Source organism: Trinickia dabaoshanensis (assembly GCF_002879885.1).
In the GTDB taxonomy this organism is placed as follows: domain Bacteria; phylum Pseudomonadota; class Gammaproteobacteria; order Burkholderiales; family Burkholderiaceae; genus Trinickia; species Trinickia dabaoshanensis.
This window is the reverse complement of the sequence record NZ_PNYA01000010.1, coordinates 32,408-47,872: the sequence shown is the minus strand read 5'-3', so window position 1 is coordinate 47,872 and position 15,465 is coordinate 32,408. Positions and strand designations below refer to the sequence as shown.

Genomic DNA, 15,465 nt, shown 5'->3' with positions numbered 1-15,465 from the left:
ATGAAGAAGCAATGGATGTTCGGGGCGATGGCGATCGCCCTTTGGTCGAGCTATGCCTGCGCGCAGCCCGATGCCGGCGAGCCGAGCGTGCTCGTCACGCAGGTCGCCCTTCGGCAAGGCAGCTTGCCGAGCACGGTCCAAGCCTACGGCTTCGTCCAACCGTCGAAGGCGGCGAGCCGGACGGTGATGGCGACGGCGTCGGCGATGGTGCAGGCCGTCTATGTCAGAGAAGGCGAGGAGATTGCCGCGGGCGCGCCCATGTTGAGGCTCGCGCCGGCACCGCAAACGGCAGCCGCCTTCGCGCAAGCCCAATCGGCGCTGCGCGTGGCCCGGCAACTGGCCGCGCGCACCCAGCAGATGTTCGCGCAGCACCTCGCCACCGCCCAGCAGTTGGCCGATGCGCAAAAGAGCGAGGCTGACGCTACGGCGAATCTGGCGGCGCTCAAGGCGCAGGGCGCAGGCGGCGCGCAAGTGTTGCGTGCCCCGTTTCGGGCCGTCGTAATGCATCTGTCGGCATCACCGGGGATGCTGGCGGCCGAGGGCGCGTCGCTGCTGGAACTCGCGAGTCCCGAGAAAACGATCCTCAAAGTCGGCGTCGCGCCGGCCCAAGCCATGTTGGTCAGCGCGGGCAATACCGCTCGCGTGACCGCCGTCGGAGAAGCGCAGAGCTGGAGCGGCACGGTCGTGCAACGCGGCTCGATGATCGATCCGAGTACCGGCCTCGTCCCGGTCGAGATCGCTTTGCCGCCCGGCCGCTTTCTCCCTGGCGAAGCCGCTGGCGCCGCCATCACCGTGGGCGAAACGCAAGGCTACGTCGTGCCGCACGCGGCGATTCTCGTGGACGATCACGGCGAACCGTATGTCGTGCAGTCCAAGAACATGAAAGCCCGCAAGGTCAAGGTGAACGTGGTGGGCATGCAGGCGGACAAGGACGTGATCCGCGGCTCGGGTCTGAATCCTGGCGAGCCTCTTGTGCTGTCGGGCAACTATCAACTCGACGACGGCATGCGCATGCGCGTCGCGACGCAGGACGGGAAGGGGGAACAATGACCTTCGCCGGATGGCTCCATCGCTATCGCCTTCCCGTATTGGCGGTGGCGTTCGTCTTGACGCTGGCCGGCATCTATGCCGCGATCAGCCTGCCCGTGGGCTTGTTTCCGCTCACCAGCTTTCCGCGTATTCGGATCGAGGTGGACGCCGGCAGTATGCCGGCCAAGCAAATGCTGGTCGATGTAACCGAGCCGCTCGAAGCCGCGGCGCGTGCGGTGCCGGGCGCCGTGGACGTCTCGTCGACGACATCGCGCGGCTCGGCCGAAATCTTCGTGGATTTCCCCTGGGGTTCGGATATGACGCGGGCGCTGCTGAGCGTCGATGCGGCGTTCGCTCAAAAGATGACGGACCTCCCGCAAGGTGTCACCTATAGCGCGCTTCAGATGAGCCCGAACGTCATCATGCCGTTCGTTTCGTATGCGCTGCAATCGGACAAGACGCCGCTTTCCGATTTGCGGCAGATGGCGCGCTATCAGATTCTGCCGATGTTGACGGGCATTCCCGGCATCCGGCGTGTCGGCGTGCTCGGTGGCGAAACGCCCGAAGTCGAGGTGTCCATTGCACCGGAGACTCTGCAAGCCTACGGGCTCACGATTGCGGATGTCGCGCAAGCGCTGTCGGCCACGAATACGGTGGCGGCCGTGGGACGGCTCGAAGACAATGACCTGCTCTATTTAACCGTCGACAACAACGCGTTCACCTCGCTCGACTCGGTGCGCCAGGCGACCGTCCGCACCGGGAAAGGGGGTGTCGTTGCGCTCTCGCAGATCGCCCGGATCAAGATGGGTTCGGCGCCGCAGTGGCTCCTCGTGAACAACAATGGGCATTCGGCGGTCACGTTCGACGTCTATCAGCAAGACCGCGCCGATTCGCTGAGTTTGGCCAAGCTCGTGAATCAGCGGCTCGACGCCTTCATGAAGACGCAACCCAGTGCGATTCATTTGTACAAGTGGTACGACCAGACTCAGCTGGTTCGATCGTCGATCGCCGCATTGGAAGAGGCGATCGCGATCGGGCTCGTGTTTGCCGCGGGGGTATTGTTTGCCTTCTTGCGCAACTGGCGCGTGACTGCGGTTGCCATGATCGTCGTGCCGATGTCGGTGCTGTGCAGCGTTCTGATTCTCTCGCTGCTCGGCATGACACTGAACATCATGACGTTGGGCGGCATTGCCGCCGCGATCGGTCTGCTGATCGACGACGTCATCGTCATGATCGAACACATCGCGCGGCGCGCCGGGCACCCCGATCAGGAAGACCCGAATGCGGGCGTGCTGCATGCCGCTCGGGAGTTTTTGTCGCCCCTGTTCGGCTCGACGCTCGCCACCACGATCATCTTCGTGCCCTTGGCATTTTTATCGGGGGTGACCGGGGCCTTCTTTAAGTTTCTGTCGCTGACGATGGCCTCGTCGCTGATCATTTCGTTCCTTTTGACCGCCTTCGCCGCACCGTTACTCGCGAGAGCGATGATCGATTTTTCGGCGTGGACCGATCCGGGCCACGGAAAGGATACGTGGATGCGGCGTACCCATGCGCGTTGGCTCGATGCGATGTTCCGGGCGCCGTGGCTGATCTTGCCAGGTCTCGTCGTGCTGGCCGGTGCCGGCTACTTTGCCTACCACCACGTAGGTACGGGCTTTCTACCTCGCATGGACGAGGGCGGCTTCGTCCTCGATTACGAAACCGCACCGGGTACGTCCCTTGGCGAGACGAACCGCGAGTTGCAGCAGGTCGAGGCGATTCTCAAGCACAATCCTTACGTCGACACCTATTCGCGTCGCACCGGTGCCGGCCTCGGTGGCGACCTGACCGAGACCTACCAGGGCGACTTCTTCGTTCACCTCGTGGATGCCTCGAAGCGGCCGAACATCTGGAAGGTGATGGACGGCATATCGAGCCAGGTGACGCAGCACGTTCCCGGGATCGACTTCGATACGCACCAGTTGATGAGCGACATGATCGGCGACATGGTAGGCCGTCGCCAACCCGTGGTGATTCAACTGAGCGCGAAAAACCCCGACGTTCTCGGCGACGTCGCGACGAAGGTGGCGGACGCCATCTCCAAGGTGCCAGGCGTCGAGCCCGCGTCCGTCAACAATGGCGTGGTGCCCGCCGGCGACGCACTCGAAATTCACGTCGATCCGGCCGCCGCGGCGCTCAAGGGCATGACGCCGGCCGATGTGAAAGAGCAGGTCTATCACTACCTGCATGGCGCCGTGGTGACGCGTTATCTCGGCACCGTTCAAGACGTCGGTGTTCGGCTTTGGCTCAGTGCGCCGCATGACCCGATCTATCGCGATAGCCTCGCGCAGTTGCCGATTCGCTCGCCGAACGGGCAGATCTTTTCGCTGGGCACAGTTGCCACGACGCGTTTCGTTTCCGGACAACCGCAATTGACGCGCGACAACCTCCGGCAAATCGTCGCCGTGACGGCTCAAATCAGCGGGTCGCACGACCTTGGCTCGACGATCGCCGCAGTCAGATCGGTATTGGACAAGCCAGGCTTGGTGCCTGACGGCGTCACCTATACGTTTGGCGGCGCCTACAAGCAGCAGCAGATGGCCGTGCGAGGCATGATCAAAGTGTTCGCGGCGGCAGTGGCGGCGGAAATCATCTTGTTGCTCTTCCTATACCGGCAATGGCTCGTGCCGCTCATCATCATGGGCACATCGCTCTTTTCGATCGGAGCGGTTTTCATCGGCCTGTGGGCAACCGGAGTCGAATTGAACATCACCGCCATGATGGGGATGGTGATGATCATCGGCATCGCAACGGAAATGGCGATCTTCCTCGTATCCGAGTATCAGTTGCTGCGAGAAACGATGGAGCCGCGGCAAGCACTCCGAGAAGCCGCGCTCAATCGCCTGCGCCCCATCACCATGAGCACGCTCGCCATGATTCTCGCGCTCGTGCCATTGGGCGCTGCCATCAGCGGATCGGGCGACCAGATGCTGCAACCGCTCGCGATCGCGATCATCGCGGGCGCCCTGGTGCAGCTTCCACTCGTGCTGCTGGCGATGCCGATCATCATCGGCTTGACGGTTCGCCGGCGAGACCACGCCGCGGCGGCCTGAGGCACGCTTGATTGAATTCGTCACTCACGGATGAAACGATGTTGAAACTCGCCACCAAGACATTCGTTACGCTTTCCTTTGCGCTATGCGCTGCGGTGCATGCCGCGGAGCCTGTCCGCGTGGTCGATCGCATCGGCGTGCCGGGCGTGCCGTTGAGGAGCTTCGATATAGGCTATGCGCAAGGAGGCGTGTACGCGCTCGCCGACCGGTCGAACGAGTCGATTGATCTGTTCGACACGCGTCATCGCCGATTCCTCGCGCGCGTCGGTGGATTTGCCGGCGCCAAGGGCGATCAAGCGGGACCGAACGGTATCGTATTCGTCGACCATAGGCAGTTGTGGGCAGGCGATGGCAATAGCCGCATCCAGATCATCAGTCTTGTCACCCATCGGGTCGTCGCGCTGGTTTCGACGGGCGGCGTCAAACGCGTCGACGAACTCGCCTACGACCCGCGCGACCATCTGATCGTCGCGACGAACAACGCCGACAATCCGCCGTTCTTGACCGTGATCTCGTCGAAACCGCCCTATTCGGTGCAATCGAAAATCGTATTGAAACGTGCGACTGATGGGCTCGAGCAACCGGTGTGGGATCCGGAAAGCGGCAATGTGTTCGTGGCGATTCCCGAACTCCACGGACAGCCGGCGAAAGGCGCTGTCGGCGTCGTCGATCCGCGTAAGGGCGCGCTGATCGGGTTGGACGAGCTCGCTCAATGCATGCCGGCCGGACTCGCGATGGGCCCTGCGAGCGAGATGTTGGTCGGCTGCAGCGACGATGCGGTGAGCGCGGGCTTCCCCGCGCATTCGCTGTTGCTCGATGCGAAGACTGGGAAGATCGTCAAGACGTTCGGGCAGGTGGGTGGTTCGGACGAGGTCTGGTACGACGAGGCAAGTGGGCGTTACGCGCTGGCGGCGGTGGCCAATCCAGGTGGCCCGGTCATTGGCATCATCGATGCCGGGCTCAAGCGGTGGCTCGGAAATTTGCCGAGCGGAAAGACGGCCCACTCCGTCGCCGGCGATGCCGGTGAGTTCTTCTTGCCGGTGGCGGCGGGCGATAAGGCTTGTCCCAACGGATGCATCGAAGTGTTCGCGCAATGAAGCGCGCTTATTCGGCGATGCGATCCTGCCCGTAGGCGCTCACCGTCAAGTCGTTTTCCGCGGCGAAGCCTCACTGCATCCACGCGATCCGGCGCTGCCGAACGCGGCGCCCCAGCCGCCAAGGTGGCTATCGGGACGCTAGATGTCATCGGCGGACGTCGAACGATTGGTTGGGCCGCCCGGCGACGTGCGGTCGGAGGAGGCGGCGAGCAAGGACTATATGGATAGATACGGTACGATCCGGCGCGCACTCGGCATTTCGGCTAGTGATTTCATCATGAACTCCTTCGCGTTATTCGCCTCGAGGAGGCGCATGAGCATGGCTGGCGCAATGCGCACGCCCAAAACCACGGGTATGTCAGGTCATGCAGCGCTTTCGCTCGAGCCTTTCGCCTTGTTCGAGTGTCCCGCCCGACGCCATCGGCGCCATCTAGCCAGTCGTCGGATCTCCCGGGTAGCAAGGCCGACGAAGATCGTGTTCGGACTTGCTTTCCGACGGCCTCCCCGCAGGACGGGCCCTTTCCTCCCCAACTACTTAGCATGAAGTACTTACGGCCCAATCAGGCCATTCCTGGGCGCCTCTACGTCCCTGTCGGCACTGCTGCGGGTCGATGTCATAACGGGATTCGCGTGAACACGAAAGCGACCCAAAACAACGAGCCCTTACAGATGCGAGTTTTGCCATTCAATACGGCGAGAAGGACAAGCACACCAGCGTTGACTCCGATGTTACCGAAGGTTCCGAAGCCGAATTTGTCACCAATCAAGTCACCGAGCACCGAGCCAAGACAGTTCGCTAGAATGACCGACACCCAGTAGAAGACTTCATCCTCGCGCCTCGATATTGGGTAGAAACCGATTCTGCCGCAGCGAACGCGCCAGATCGCCAGAGTCGCCAGCAAACAAACTAGGAATAGTCCTGCCCCGGTCGCGGTTCCAAAGTGCAAGAATCGATCAAAACTGTCTGAAATTTCAGCGCCAACGGCAGCCGTGCTCAGAATTAAGGCCCAAAACAGCATAGGGCGGTGGCGCTCGATACGAAGCTGCCCTGAAAGTAGCGCCGCGGTTGCACCAAGTGCAACGACCAGCGCGAGCAAGTAACCGAGACCAAATGCGATGGAGAGCGCGTCGCCTACGAGGTCGCCGACGGTCGTTACGACAGTTTTCAGGACCCAGAACGTTATCGTGATGGTTGCGACTTTGTTGGAATCAGAGTTGGATATCATGTTGACCCGTCTGAACGGAAGGCAGTTGCCAGCCTAAAGGCGTTTCGCTTACCAGAACCTTATGGTGAAACGCTTCCGTGGGACAGCGAGCCCCGGCGCGGACAAACGACGTGTGTGCTGGACGACCGCCCCCACATGACACGCCGGCCGGGGCGGGACCTACCCGGCCAAGACGCGTGGCAGCATTATTCCTTTTGGATCTGCACCTGGAGCAAACGAGGCTGCTCAACCTGAACTGCTGCTGGAATTCCTGCGGCATCACGACGCAAATACCGATCTTTCTGATCGGCGACATCATCGAGGGCTGGCGCCCGACGTCGCGGCGCAGGTGGGCCAAGAGGTACTGCATCGTCATGGCCGAATTGTTCGCGACGTAACACCGGCAAACACGACCACTTGTTGCGGCAGTGCGCGGGTGAGCGTCTCGGCGGGATCGAGATCGCCTAGACCGCGCCATTCGGCTACCATCGATCGAAGGACACCGTAGGTGCGATTCTCGGAAGTAATCAAAGCAATCATTGGGAGAGGTGCAATGCCATGCGTGTGCTCGTCGTCGAGGATGATAGAAAAATCGGCTTGTTTGTGACAAAGGCCCTTCGACAGGCGGGCTTCGTCGTCGACTATGCGGAAGACGGGGTGTGCGGGCTTGAGCAAGCACTTGCGACGTCCTATGACGCGGCCGTCGTGGACGTCATGCTGCCGCGAATGGACGGTCTGTCGCTCATCGACGCGCTTCGGCGCAACAAGCTTGCCACGCCTGTCATCATCCTCAGCGCCAAGCGCTCCGTCGATGACCGCGTGAGAGGCCTTCAGGCCGGCGGCGACGATTACCTGGTCAAACCTTTTGCTTTGGCCGAGTTGCTGGCTCGCGTGCACGCGCTGATCAGGCGGTCGAGCGGCGGCGCTGAACCGATGCATCTTAGCGTTGGGGCTCTGACGATGAACCTGCTCACGCGGGAGGTAGAACGGGCTGGCCAACGAATCGAGCTCCAGCAGCGTGAGTTTTCACTGCTCGAGTACCTGATGCGCAACGCGAATCGTCCGGTCTCGAAGACGATGATCCTCGAGCACGTGTGGGACTACCACTTCGACACGCAGACCAACGTCGTCGATGTCCTGGTGTGCCGTCTGCGCAGCAAGATTGACAGAAATTTCCCCGTAAAGATGATCCATACCGTGCGAGGAATCGGGTATGCCATCAAGGGCGGCTAATCCCCTCAGGAAGACAATCAGCTTCCGGCTCGCGCTCTGGTATTCGGCCTACTTCATCACCAGCACGGCCCTGCTGTTCGCGCTTGCATACGTTCTATTGGCCTCGACTCTGCGTGCGCACGATCGCAACAGCATCGAACAGCGGCTCCATCAACTGGCTGCACAGTATCAGGCCACGAATCTCGCGGGCGTCAAGAAGGAACTCACGCTCGAGGCGAAGCTGCGGCACGGCAAACCGTTCTTCATTCGCATTGCGGGGCCGCGCAATGTCACGATCTTCACTGAAATTCCCGACCAGTGGGCGGAGTTCGAGGTGGGCCGGCTGGAAGGCGTGCCTCCGACGAAGGCTGGCACCTTGACCCGGTTGCCAGCCAAGGATGACGAGGCAGTCCTGGAGATTGCCTCTATGCGTCTGGCGAACGGCGGGCTGCTGCAAGTAGGAAAGAGTACGGAGGAACGCGACAGCGTGCTGGAGAGTTTTGGCTGGATCGTCGCCGGCGTGATGCTGCCGATGGTGCTGATTGGAGTCGTCGGCGGCGCATTTCTCGCACGGCAGTCGTTGCGGCCGATTCGCCAACTCGTCAATACTGTCCGCGCCATCAAGTCCGGAGCGATGGATGCTCGCGTGGCAGTTCGTCCGGCCAATGACGAACTGAACGAGCTTGGGACGCTGTTCAACGGCATGCTGGACAGAATCGAGGCCCTGGTTCAAGGCATGCGCGACGCGCTCGATAACGTCGCGCATGATCTGCGCACACCGGTGGCGCGCATCCGCGGCGTCGCGGAAATCGCGCTGCGCTCGGACGAGCGGCCCGAACGCTACCGTGAAGCGCTGGCGGATTGCGTGGAGGAGTCGGATCAGCTCCTGCAAATGCTCAACACGCTGATGGATATCTCCGAGGCCGAAACCGGGGCGCTGAAATTACAGCGCGCGCTTGTGGATGTCCCGGCATTATTGGCCGATACCATTGATCTTTACCGCTACGTTGCCGAAGACAAGGGCATCGCTCTATCGCTCGCCAAGCCCACGCCGATCAGGCTGACTGCTGACCGAAATCGACTGCGTCAAGTCATCGCGAATCTACTCGATAATGCCATCAAGTACACACCGGCGGGCGGGCGGGTCGAAGTGAGCGCCGTGAGCGAGCCGCGCCAGGTCGTCATTCGCGTCTCGGACACCGGGATCGGAATGACGCCCGACGAGCTCTTGAAAATCTGGGAGCGGCTGTATCGCGGCGATCGCAGCCGCTCGGAACGTGGCTTGGGACTGGGGCTGAGCCTCGTGAAAGCGATCGTCGAGGCGCACCGCGGCCGTGTTCACGCGGCAAGCACGCCCGGCGCCGGCTCCACTTTCACGCTTGTGTTTCCCGCCACCCCTTTCGCTGATTCACCTTCCCCTGTTGGTGGGCCGCCGATCATTACCAAAGAGTAACGTCCGGGAAAGATCCGGGCAACGATGCCGTGCCACCATTGCTCTGACGGGTACGATCGGTCGATATCGAACACCATGCATCGTCCGAAAGACCCAGAAAATCTCGTCGTCCAACTTGAATTTATGCAGGAGTGCAGATAATGCTCTGGAAGCAGAATGGCGTCAAAATTATCGCGGCTTTGGGTGCAGTGGCGGTCGGTGCCGGCTTGCTGGGTGCCGCATACGCTGAAAGCAGCGGCGACAGCCCGTCTCTGTCCTACCGGTCAAGCATCCGTGTGCCGGACCAAGCTGGCGGAGAAAAAGACGAGGCGACGCGACTTGCCGCTTTGGCGAAGATCGATGCTACGCGCGCGAGCTCGGCCGCGCTCGCGCACGTTCCCGGAACAGTGCTCGAGGTGGGACTCGATAACGAAAACGGCAATCTGGTGTATGGCGTGGAGATCAAGACGGCCAGCAATGCGGTCAAGGATGTGAAGATCGATGCCGGCAACGGCGCCGTCCTGCATGTGGATGCGGCCGACCATGAGGAAAACGAGGAAGAGTAGGCATCCCGATCGCAGGCGCTCCTTCGCGGACTGTTTGTTTGAGTAATATCCGGCTCCAACTCGCATGGATTGTGATGGGCGGGGCCGGACTCAATGAAGCGATCCGGCGCGCGCGCAAGTTCCGGCAGGCACCGTGAATTTCTCCTGGCAACCAATACCCGGTGGCCACTCGAGTGCGAACGCTGAGAGTCCCCAATTCGAGAAGCTCTGACCTAAGTCAAGCCGACGATACGGCTCACAGATAGAGTAAAACTGCTATGGCCCATGGAAAACCGCTCGTCGTCGCGTACGCCGCGGTAGCGACGTCTGTCCTTATCTCACCACCACCGGACCGAAAGGGGCGCTTTGCGTGAGCACACGCCGGCAGGTGCCACGCCTGCCCAGCATTCCATCAAGGAAAGCAAACTGCGGGAAGCGGCCGAAGAAAAATACGAGAACCCGAAGCATGAGAAAAACGAGACCAAGGAGGAGGAGCGGAAGGAGGATTGATATAGGTCACGGGTAACAAACGTCGGCACAAGTCAGGCCGTACGCCATTTGAAATCGCGACCTGACTCGGCCACGCCCGTTCAACTGCAGGAGGTCTGCCATGAAACATCGTTCTCTCGCATCTATGGTCGTTGTAGTCATTGCCGGTCTTGGAATCGCGACACTTATTCCGGCACGTGCGCAGACTGGCTCTCCCCACGAGCACGTGCAAGGCAGCACAACATACGTCAGCGGCGGCATCGGAATGGATGAGGTCGCGGCAATCAAGCAACTCGTCACCCACTATCCGCTCGAACTGGAATTCGCGCGTCATGCTGCGACAAAAAATGAGTATGTGTCGGACGTCAAAGTGATCATCAAGGATCACACGAACAAGACCGTGCTCAATGCCACGTCCGACGGGCCATTCATGCTCGTGAAATTGCCTCAAGGACGGTACGCCGTCAGCACTGAGCGCAACGGCGTGTCTCAGCAGCGGGCCGCGAACGTCACGCCGGGCCAACACGAACGATTGCTGTTCCTGTGGCCGCAGTGATTGGCGCTATCGTTCGTGAGCGTGGAGTCCAGAACCGTCGATGCCAACCCGCATGTGCCAAAGACATCGCGCGAGCGCTGACGTACGAGCGCTTGCCGGCCTTTCCAAAGGAACTGCCATGAGGACCAGAGTCACATGGCGCTCGAGCGTCGCCGCTGCAACGCTTGTAGCGCTGTCGAGCCTAATCGGAGCGGCGTGGACGACATCGTCAGCCATCGCGAAGGAAATCGCCGTCGTGCCAGAAGTAAATCCGGCGGGCGACATTCCCGACACGCAAGTGTTCGTGAATTATTCTTCGCCATTGAGGTTCTCGCTCAAGGTGCCCGAGGGCTGGGCCCGCACCGAGCGGGCGGATGGCGCACGATTCGCGGACAAGTACAACGCAGTGGATGTCACGGTTGCACCCGCTGTCCAGGCACCGACGATCGCGGCCGTCAAAAGCGGGTACGTCGCGGATCTGGTCAAGGATGGCCGCGCGGTCAAGATCGAGAGCGTCAGGCAGATGACCCTGCAAGCCAGCTCGGCGTTTCTGATTGTCTATACGTCGAACTCCGAACCGAATCCGGTCACCAACAAGCAACTACGCCTTAGAAGCGACCGCTATCTTATCTACCGGAGCGGCAGGCTCGCCACGGTGGATCTGTCCGCACCGCTCGGAGCCGACAATGTCGATCAATGGAAACTCATCTCGAACTCCTTCCGGTGGCGCTGAAGCGCGGCCATTGGAAGCGTTTGAACTCTATCGCTTCTACCATGCGGGCGAGGACGAAACCGCCGCACTGAGAGGCGTCTCGCTGCAGATTCACGCGGGAGAATTTGTTGCCCTGACAGGCCCGTCGGGCAGCGGCAAATCAACTTTGCTGGCTTGTCTCGCCGGTTTGGATGAACCGGACGGCGGGCATGTCGAAGTCATGGGTCTGCGTATGTCCCGTCGCCCTGAGGCCGTTCGTGCCGCTTTGCGGGCGCGGCATATCGGCATCCTGATGCAATCGGAAAATCTGTTCGATCATCTGACGGTGGAGGCCAATATGAAATTCCAGATGTCGTTGGCCGGGCAAATTGAACCGAAGACCATCGACGGGCTTCTGGACACGGTCGGGCTTGCGCCGAGACGCCATGCCCGGCCGTCGCAACTGTCCGGCGGCGAAGCCGCCCGAGCCGGACTGGCCGTGGCTCTGTCGGCCAATCCGCACGTCCTGCTGGCGGACGAACCCACGGCGGAAGTGGACGCGGCGACGGAAGCGGCGATCCTCGCGCATCTGCTGGACCGGTGCCGAGGCGGCGCGGCCGTCCTGATCGCCACTCACAGCTCCGCGCTCGCGGCCCAGGCTCACCGGCTCTTGCGCATTCGAGATGGACGGCTCATCCATGACTGACATCCTGATTGATGCCCAAGCGGTCGGCCGACGTTACGTGCAGGGAGAAGTATCGATCGCCGCGGTTGTTTCCGCGACATTCCGCCTGCAACCGGGCGAGCGCGTCGCACTGGTCGGCCCGTCCGGTTGCGGCAAATCGACCTTGCTGCATCTCATGGCCGGGCTCGACACCCCGACGAGCGGTAAGATCGAATGGCCCGCATTGGGGGGAGCCGACTCGCTCCGGCCGGAGAAGATCGCCATGGTGTTTCAAGCTCCCAGCTTGCTGGAGCCGTTGACGGTCAGCGAGAACGTGGCGGTGCCGCTTCTCATGATGGACAGTGCCCGCGATATCGACAAGCGTGTGGCGGATGCGCTTGCCACCTTTGGATTGGACGCACTCGCCCACAAAATGCCGGAGGAGTTGTCGGGCGGCCAGATGCAGCGGGTTGCGATGGCGCGGGCCATCGCCGGCACGCCGAGGGTGATTCTCGCCGACGAACCAACCGGCCAGCTTGATCAAGCGACCGGCCAGGCGCTGCTCGACGCGCTGTTTGCGCACCTGGGGGAGACCGACATTGCGCTCGTCGTCGCCACGCACGACCCCGCTGTTGCCGGTCGCATGGAGCGGGTCTGGCGAATGGAGCATGGCAGACTCACTGAAACCGTCGTCGCGACGAGGACATCATGATCAAGCTCTGGCTGTTGGGACTTCTGCGCACCCGAAAGGCCCGGCTGGCCGGGGCTGCGGCGGGTGTTACGGTCACCGTGGCCATGCTCGCGTCACTCGGCGCCTTTCTTGCACAAAGCACCGCAACGATGACGCATCGTGCCGTGACGGGCGTGCCGGTCGACTGGCAGATTCAGGTTACCCCGGGCACGCCCGTCCAATCGGTCGTTGCCTCCGTCGGCAAAACTGCAAGCGCGACTCACCTGCAGGAGGTCGGCTACGCCGATGTCGACGGTTTCGTCGCTCACACGGGGGCAACGGTGCAAACCACCGGCAAAGGCAGGGTTCTCGGCATCGCCGGGGACTATATCCGGACGTATCCCCGCGAGTTCCGGTCCCTGCTCGGAAGCCTGGAGGGCGTGCTCGTCGCGCAACAAACCGCAGCGAACCTGCACTTGAGCGTCGGCGACACGGTCACGATTCACCGCCCCGGCCTTGCGCCGGTGGACGTCACGGTGGCGGGCATCGTCGACCTGCCGTACGCCGACTCGCTGTTCCAGGCCGTGGGCGTGCCGCCCGGGGCAGCACCGCAAGCGCCGCCGGACAATGTCCTGATCATGCCGATCGATGCTTGGCATCGACTATTCGATCCACAGCAGGCGATCCGGCCGGATTCGGTGCGCATGCAGTTGCACGTCCGATTGGCGCACGGCCGTCTTCCGAGCGACCCGCAGGTCGCCTTCACGGCGGCGCAGCGTGCCGCGAGAAACCTGGAGGCGCGCATCGCGGGCAGCGGCATCGTCGCCGACAATCTGGCCGCGCGGCTGGACGCCGTGCGCAGCGACGCGCTGTATGCAAAAGTGTTGTTTCTCTTTCTCGGTGCGCCGGGTGCCACGCTTGCCGCCATGCTGACCATCGCCGTGATAGCCTCCGGATCCGGGCGGCGTCGACGCGATCAAGCCCTGTTGCGAATCCGTGGCGCGTCGCTCGCGCAAATCGTAATGCTGGCCGCCGTCGAAGCAGCATGCATCGGCGCGGCCGGCATTGCGGGTGGAATCGTGCTCGCTGTTGCGTTGACACACCTGGCGCTCGGCTCCGGCCTGTTTGCTGCGTCCACGGCCGGCTGGGTCGCGGCCGCGGCGTTGGCGGGCGTCGTGCTGGCTTCCGCCGCCGTCCTCGTGACGGCGTGGATCGATGCCCGGCAAACGACGGTCGCGGCGGCACGCATGATCGTCGGCCACGAGCGCGCATCGCTCTGGCGCCGAGCTGGGCTCGATTTCATTCTGATCGCGTTGTCGGCCCTCATTTTCTGGCGCACCTGGAGTACCGGGTACCAGGTCGTGCTCGCGCCGGAGGGGGTACCGTCCGCATCGGTGGACTACCCGGTGTTTCTCGCACCGCTTCTGCTGTGGCTCGGGCTTGGATTGCTGACGGTCAGGCTCTGCCTGGGCGGCCTCAAGCGAGGGCGCGCGCGCCTGGCCAGGTGGCTGGGGCCGATCGCAGGCCGGCTCGCCGGCGTGGTGGCGGCGGCCCTAAGCCGACAGCGGAAACGGATGACGCAAGGCATCGCCCTCGTGGCACTGGCCTTTACGTTCGCAACCTCAACCGCGATTTTCAACACCACCTACAATGCGCAGGCGCTCATCGATGCCCAACTGACGAACGGTGCCGACGTGACTATCACCGGCACGCCGGCGTCGCCCGCCTCGGCGAAGCTTGACGCGCTGTCCTCCTTGCCCGGCGTGAGTGCCGCGCAACCGATGCAGCACCGGCTGGCGTATGTCGGCACCGATCTGCAGGACCTGTACGGAATTGATCCGGAGCACATCGGCGAGGCAACCAGCATGTCCGACGCGTTCTTCTCGGGTGAAACCGCGCGGCAAGCGCTGGCTCGGCTTGCGCGCACGCCTGACGGGATTCTCGTCTCGGAGGAAACCGTCAAAGACTTTCAACTGCACGTCGGTGATACCCTTAACCTGCGGCTGCAGAACGCCAAGGATCAGCAGTATCGCGTTGTCCCGTTCCGGTTCGTCGGTGTGGTTCGCGAATTCCCCACCGCACCACGCGATTCGTTCCTGGTGGCCAATGCGCGCTACGTGGCTCGGCAGACCAACGCAAGTGGTGCCGAAGTCGTGCTCCTCAAGACGTCCAGACCTCCCGCGAGCGTGGCCGCCGAAGCGCGAAACGTGGTCGCTGGACTGCAAGGTGTCAAGGTTACTGATCTCGACCAAACCCAACACGTTATCGGATCCAGTCTCACCTCGGTCGATCTCGGCGGGTTGACGCGCCTGGAATTGGGCTTCGCGATCTTGCTGACTGCCGGCGCCACAGGACTCATCCTGTCGGTGGGACTCGCCGATCGACGGCGCACGTTCGCCGTTCTGTCGGCGCTCGGCGCAAAGCCTCGCCAGCTCGGCGCCTTTCTCTGGAGCGAGGCATGTCTGCTTTTTGTCGCGGGATCCGCCGTTGGAACGCTTGCCGGGTTCATGCTCGCCTGGATGCTGGTTAAGCTCCTGATCGGTGTTTTCGATCCGCCTCCGGAACTGCCGAGCGTGCCGTGGCTCTATCTGGTCACCCACTTTGGCGTTGCGCTGCTGACGGTCATGCTGGCCGTGACCGGTGCGCTTCGCGAGACGCGCGTTCCTGCTGTGCAACGTATGCGCGAGCTATAAAAACGACGTGCCGCTGCGCCCCTGGGTGCTCGCCCTAGCGCTCGCGGCTGCGGGTTGATTCTCTCTGATCACGCCTGCAGCCTTCTCCGTGACGCGTGCACTCTTCTTGTC

Annotated in this window: 14 protein-coding genes; 13 read left to right on the top strand and 1 reads right to left on the bottom strand. The window is 62.3% G+C overall.

All coding sequences use genetic code 11. The features are described from left to right. The 3 genes from C0Z18_RS12475 to C0Z18_RS12465 are packed head-to-tail and all read left to right on the top strand — an operon-like array spanning window position 1 to window position 5,218. A complete protein-coding gene (locus tag C0Z18_RS12475; RefSeq protein WP_102645735.1) occupies window positions 1–1,050 on the top strand; it encodes an efflux RND transporter periplasmic adaptor subunit in 1,050 nt (349 codons plus the stop codon). Continuing rightward, entirely contained in the window at window positions 1,047–4,121 is a 3,075-nt protein-coding gene (locus tag C0Z18_RS12470) for an efflux RND transporter permease subunit (protein WP_102645734.1), read from the top strand. Before C0Z18_RS12475 ends, C0Z18_RS12470 begins: the two co-directional genes overlap by 4 nt. A 38-nt stretch (window positions 4,122–4,159) precedes the next feature. Beyond that, entirely contained in the window at window positions 4,160–5,218 is a 1,059-nt protein-coding gene (locus tag C0Z18_RS12465; protein WP_233217288.1) for a YncE family protein, read from the top strand. Between the two features lie 614 nt (window positions 5,219–5,832). On the opposite strand, the gene C0Z18_RS12460 is transcribed toward C0Z18_RS12465, so the two are convergent. Further along, entirely contained in the window at window positions 5,833–6,444 is a 612-nt protein-coding gene (locus C0Z18_RS12460; protein WP_102645733.1) for a COG4705 family protein, read from the bottom strand. A 176-nt stretch (window positions 6,445–6,620) separates the two neighbouring features. On the opposite strand from C0Z18_RS12460, the gene C0Z18_RS12455 reads away from it, so the two are divergent. The 10 genes from C0Z18_RS12455 to C0Z18_RS12415 all read left to right on the top strand — a co-directional run bounded on the left by C0Z18_RS12455 (window position 6,621) and on the right by C0Z18_RS12415 (window position 15,354). Further along, complete coding sequence (locus C0Z18_RS12455) at window positions 6,621–6,821, top strand: hypothetical protein (protein WP_139776765.1); 201 nt, start codon at window positions 6,621–6,623, stop codon at window positions 6,819–6,821. Between the two features lie 160 nt (window positions 6,822–6,981). Next, window positions 6,982–7,656, top strand: a complete 675-nt coding sequence (locus C0Z18_RS12450; protein WP_102645731.1) for a response regulator — start codon at window positions 6,982–6,984, stop codon at window positions 7,654–7,656. Next, complete coding sequence (locus C0Z18_RS12445) at window positions 7,637–9,088, top strand: sensor histidine kinase (RefSeq protein WP_102645730.1); 1,452 nt, start codon at window positions 7,637–7,639, stop codon at window positions 9,086–9,088. The genes C0Z18_RS12450 and C0Z18_RS12445 overlap by 20 nt, the downstream gene beginning before the upstream one ends. Before the next feature lie 140 nt (window positions 9,089–9,228). Beyond that, entirely contained in the window at window positions 9,229–9,633 is a 405-nt protein-coding gene (locus tag C0Z18_RS12440; protein WP_102645729.1) for a PepSY domain-containing protein, read from the top strand. 345 nt (window positions 9,634–9,978) lie between these two features. After that, complete coding sequence (locus C0Z18_RS32935; protein WP_158244227.1) at window positions 9,979–10,122, top strand: hypothetical protein; 144 nt, start codon at window positions 9,979–9,981, stop codon at window positions 10,120–10,122. Window positions 10,123–10,222: 100 nt separating this feature from the next. Next, window positions 10,223–10,657 carry a carboxypeptidase regulatory-like domain-containing protein gene (locus C0Z18_RS12435; protein WP_146014000.1) on the top strand — a complete coding sequence of 145 codons (435 nt, stop codon included), beginning with the start codon at window positions 10,223–10,225 and terminating at the stop codon, window positions 10,655–10,657. A 118-nt stretch (window positions 10,658–10,775) separates the two neighbouring features. Then, window positions 10,776–11,369 carry a hypothetical protein gene (locus C0Z18_RS12430; protein WP_199189436.1) on the top strand — a complete coding sequence of 198 codons (594 nt, stop codon included), beginning with the start codon at window positions 10,776–10,778 and terminating at the stop codon, window positions 11,367–11,369. Beyond that, a complete protein-coding gene (locus tag C0Z18_RS12425) occupies window positions 11,323–12,033 on the top strand; it encodes an ABC transporter ATP-binding protein (protein ID WP_102645727.1) in 711 nt (236 codons plus the stop codon). Before C0Z18_RS12430 ends, C0Z18_RS12425 begins: the two co-directional genes overlap by 47 nt. Continuing rightward, the gene (locus C0Z18_RS12420) at window positions 12,026–12,703 is read left to right on the top strand and encodes an ABC transporter ATP-binding protein (protein ID WP_102645726.1); all 678 of its coding nucleotides are present in this window, start codon (window positions 12,026–12,028) and stop codon (window positions 12,701–12,703) included. The genes C0Z18_RS12425 and C0Z18_RS12420 overlap by 8 nt, the downstream gene beginning before the upstream one ends. Then, window positions 12,700–15,354 (top strand): ABC transporter permease, encoded by a 2,655-nt coding sequence (locus C0Z18_RS12415; protein WP_199189435.1) that lies wholly within the window; start codon window positions 12,700–12,702, stop codon window positions 15,352–15,354. The genes C0Z18_RS12420 and C0Z18_RS12415 overlap by 4 nt, the downstream gene beginning before the upstream one ends. The last annotated feature ends 111 nt before the right edge of the window (window positions 15,355–15,465 follow it).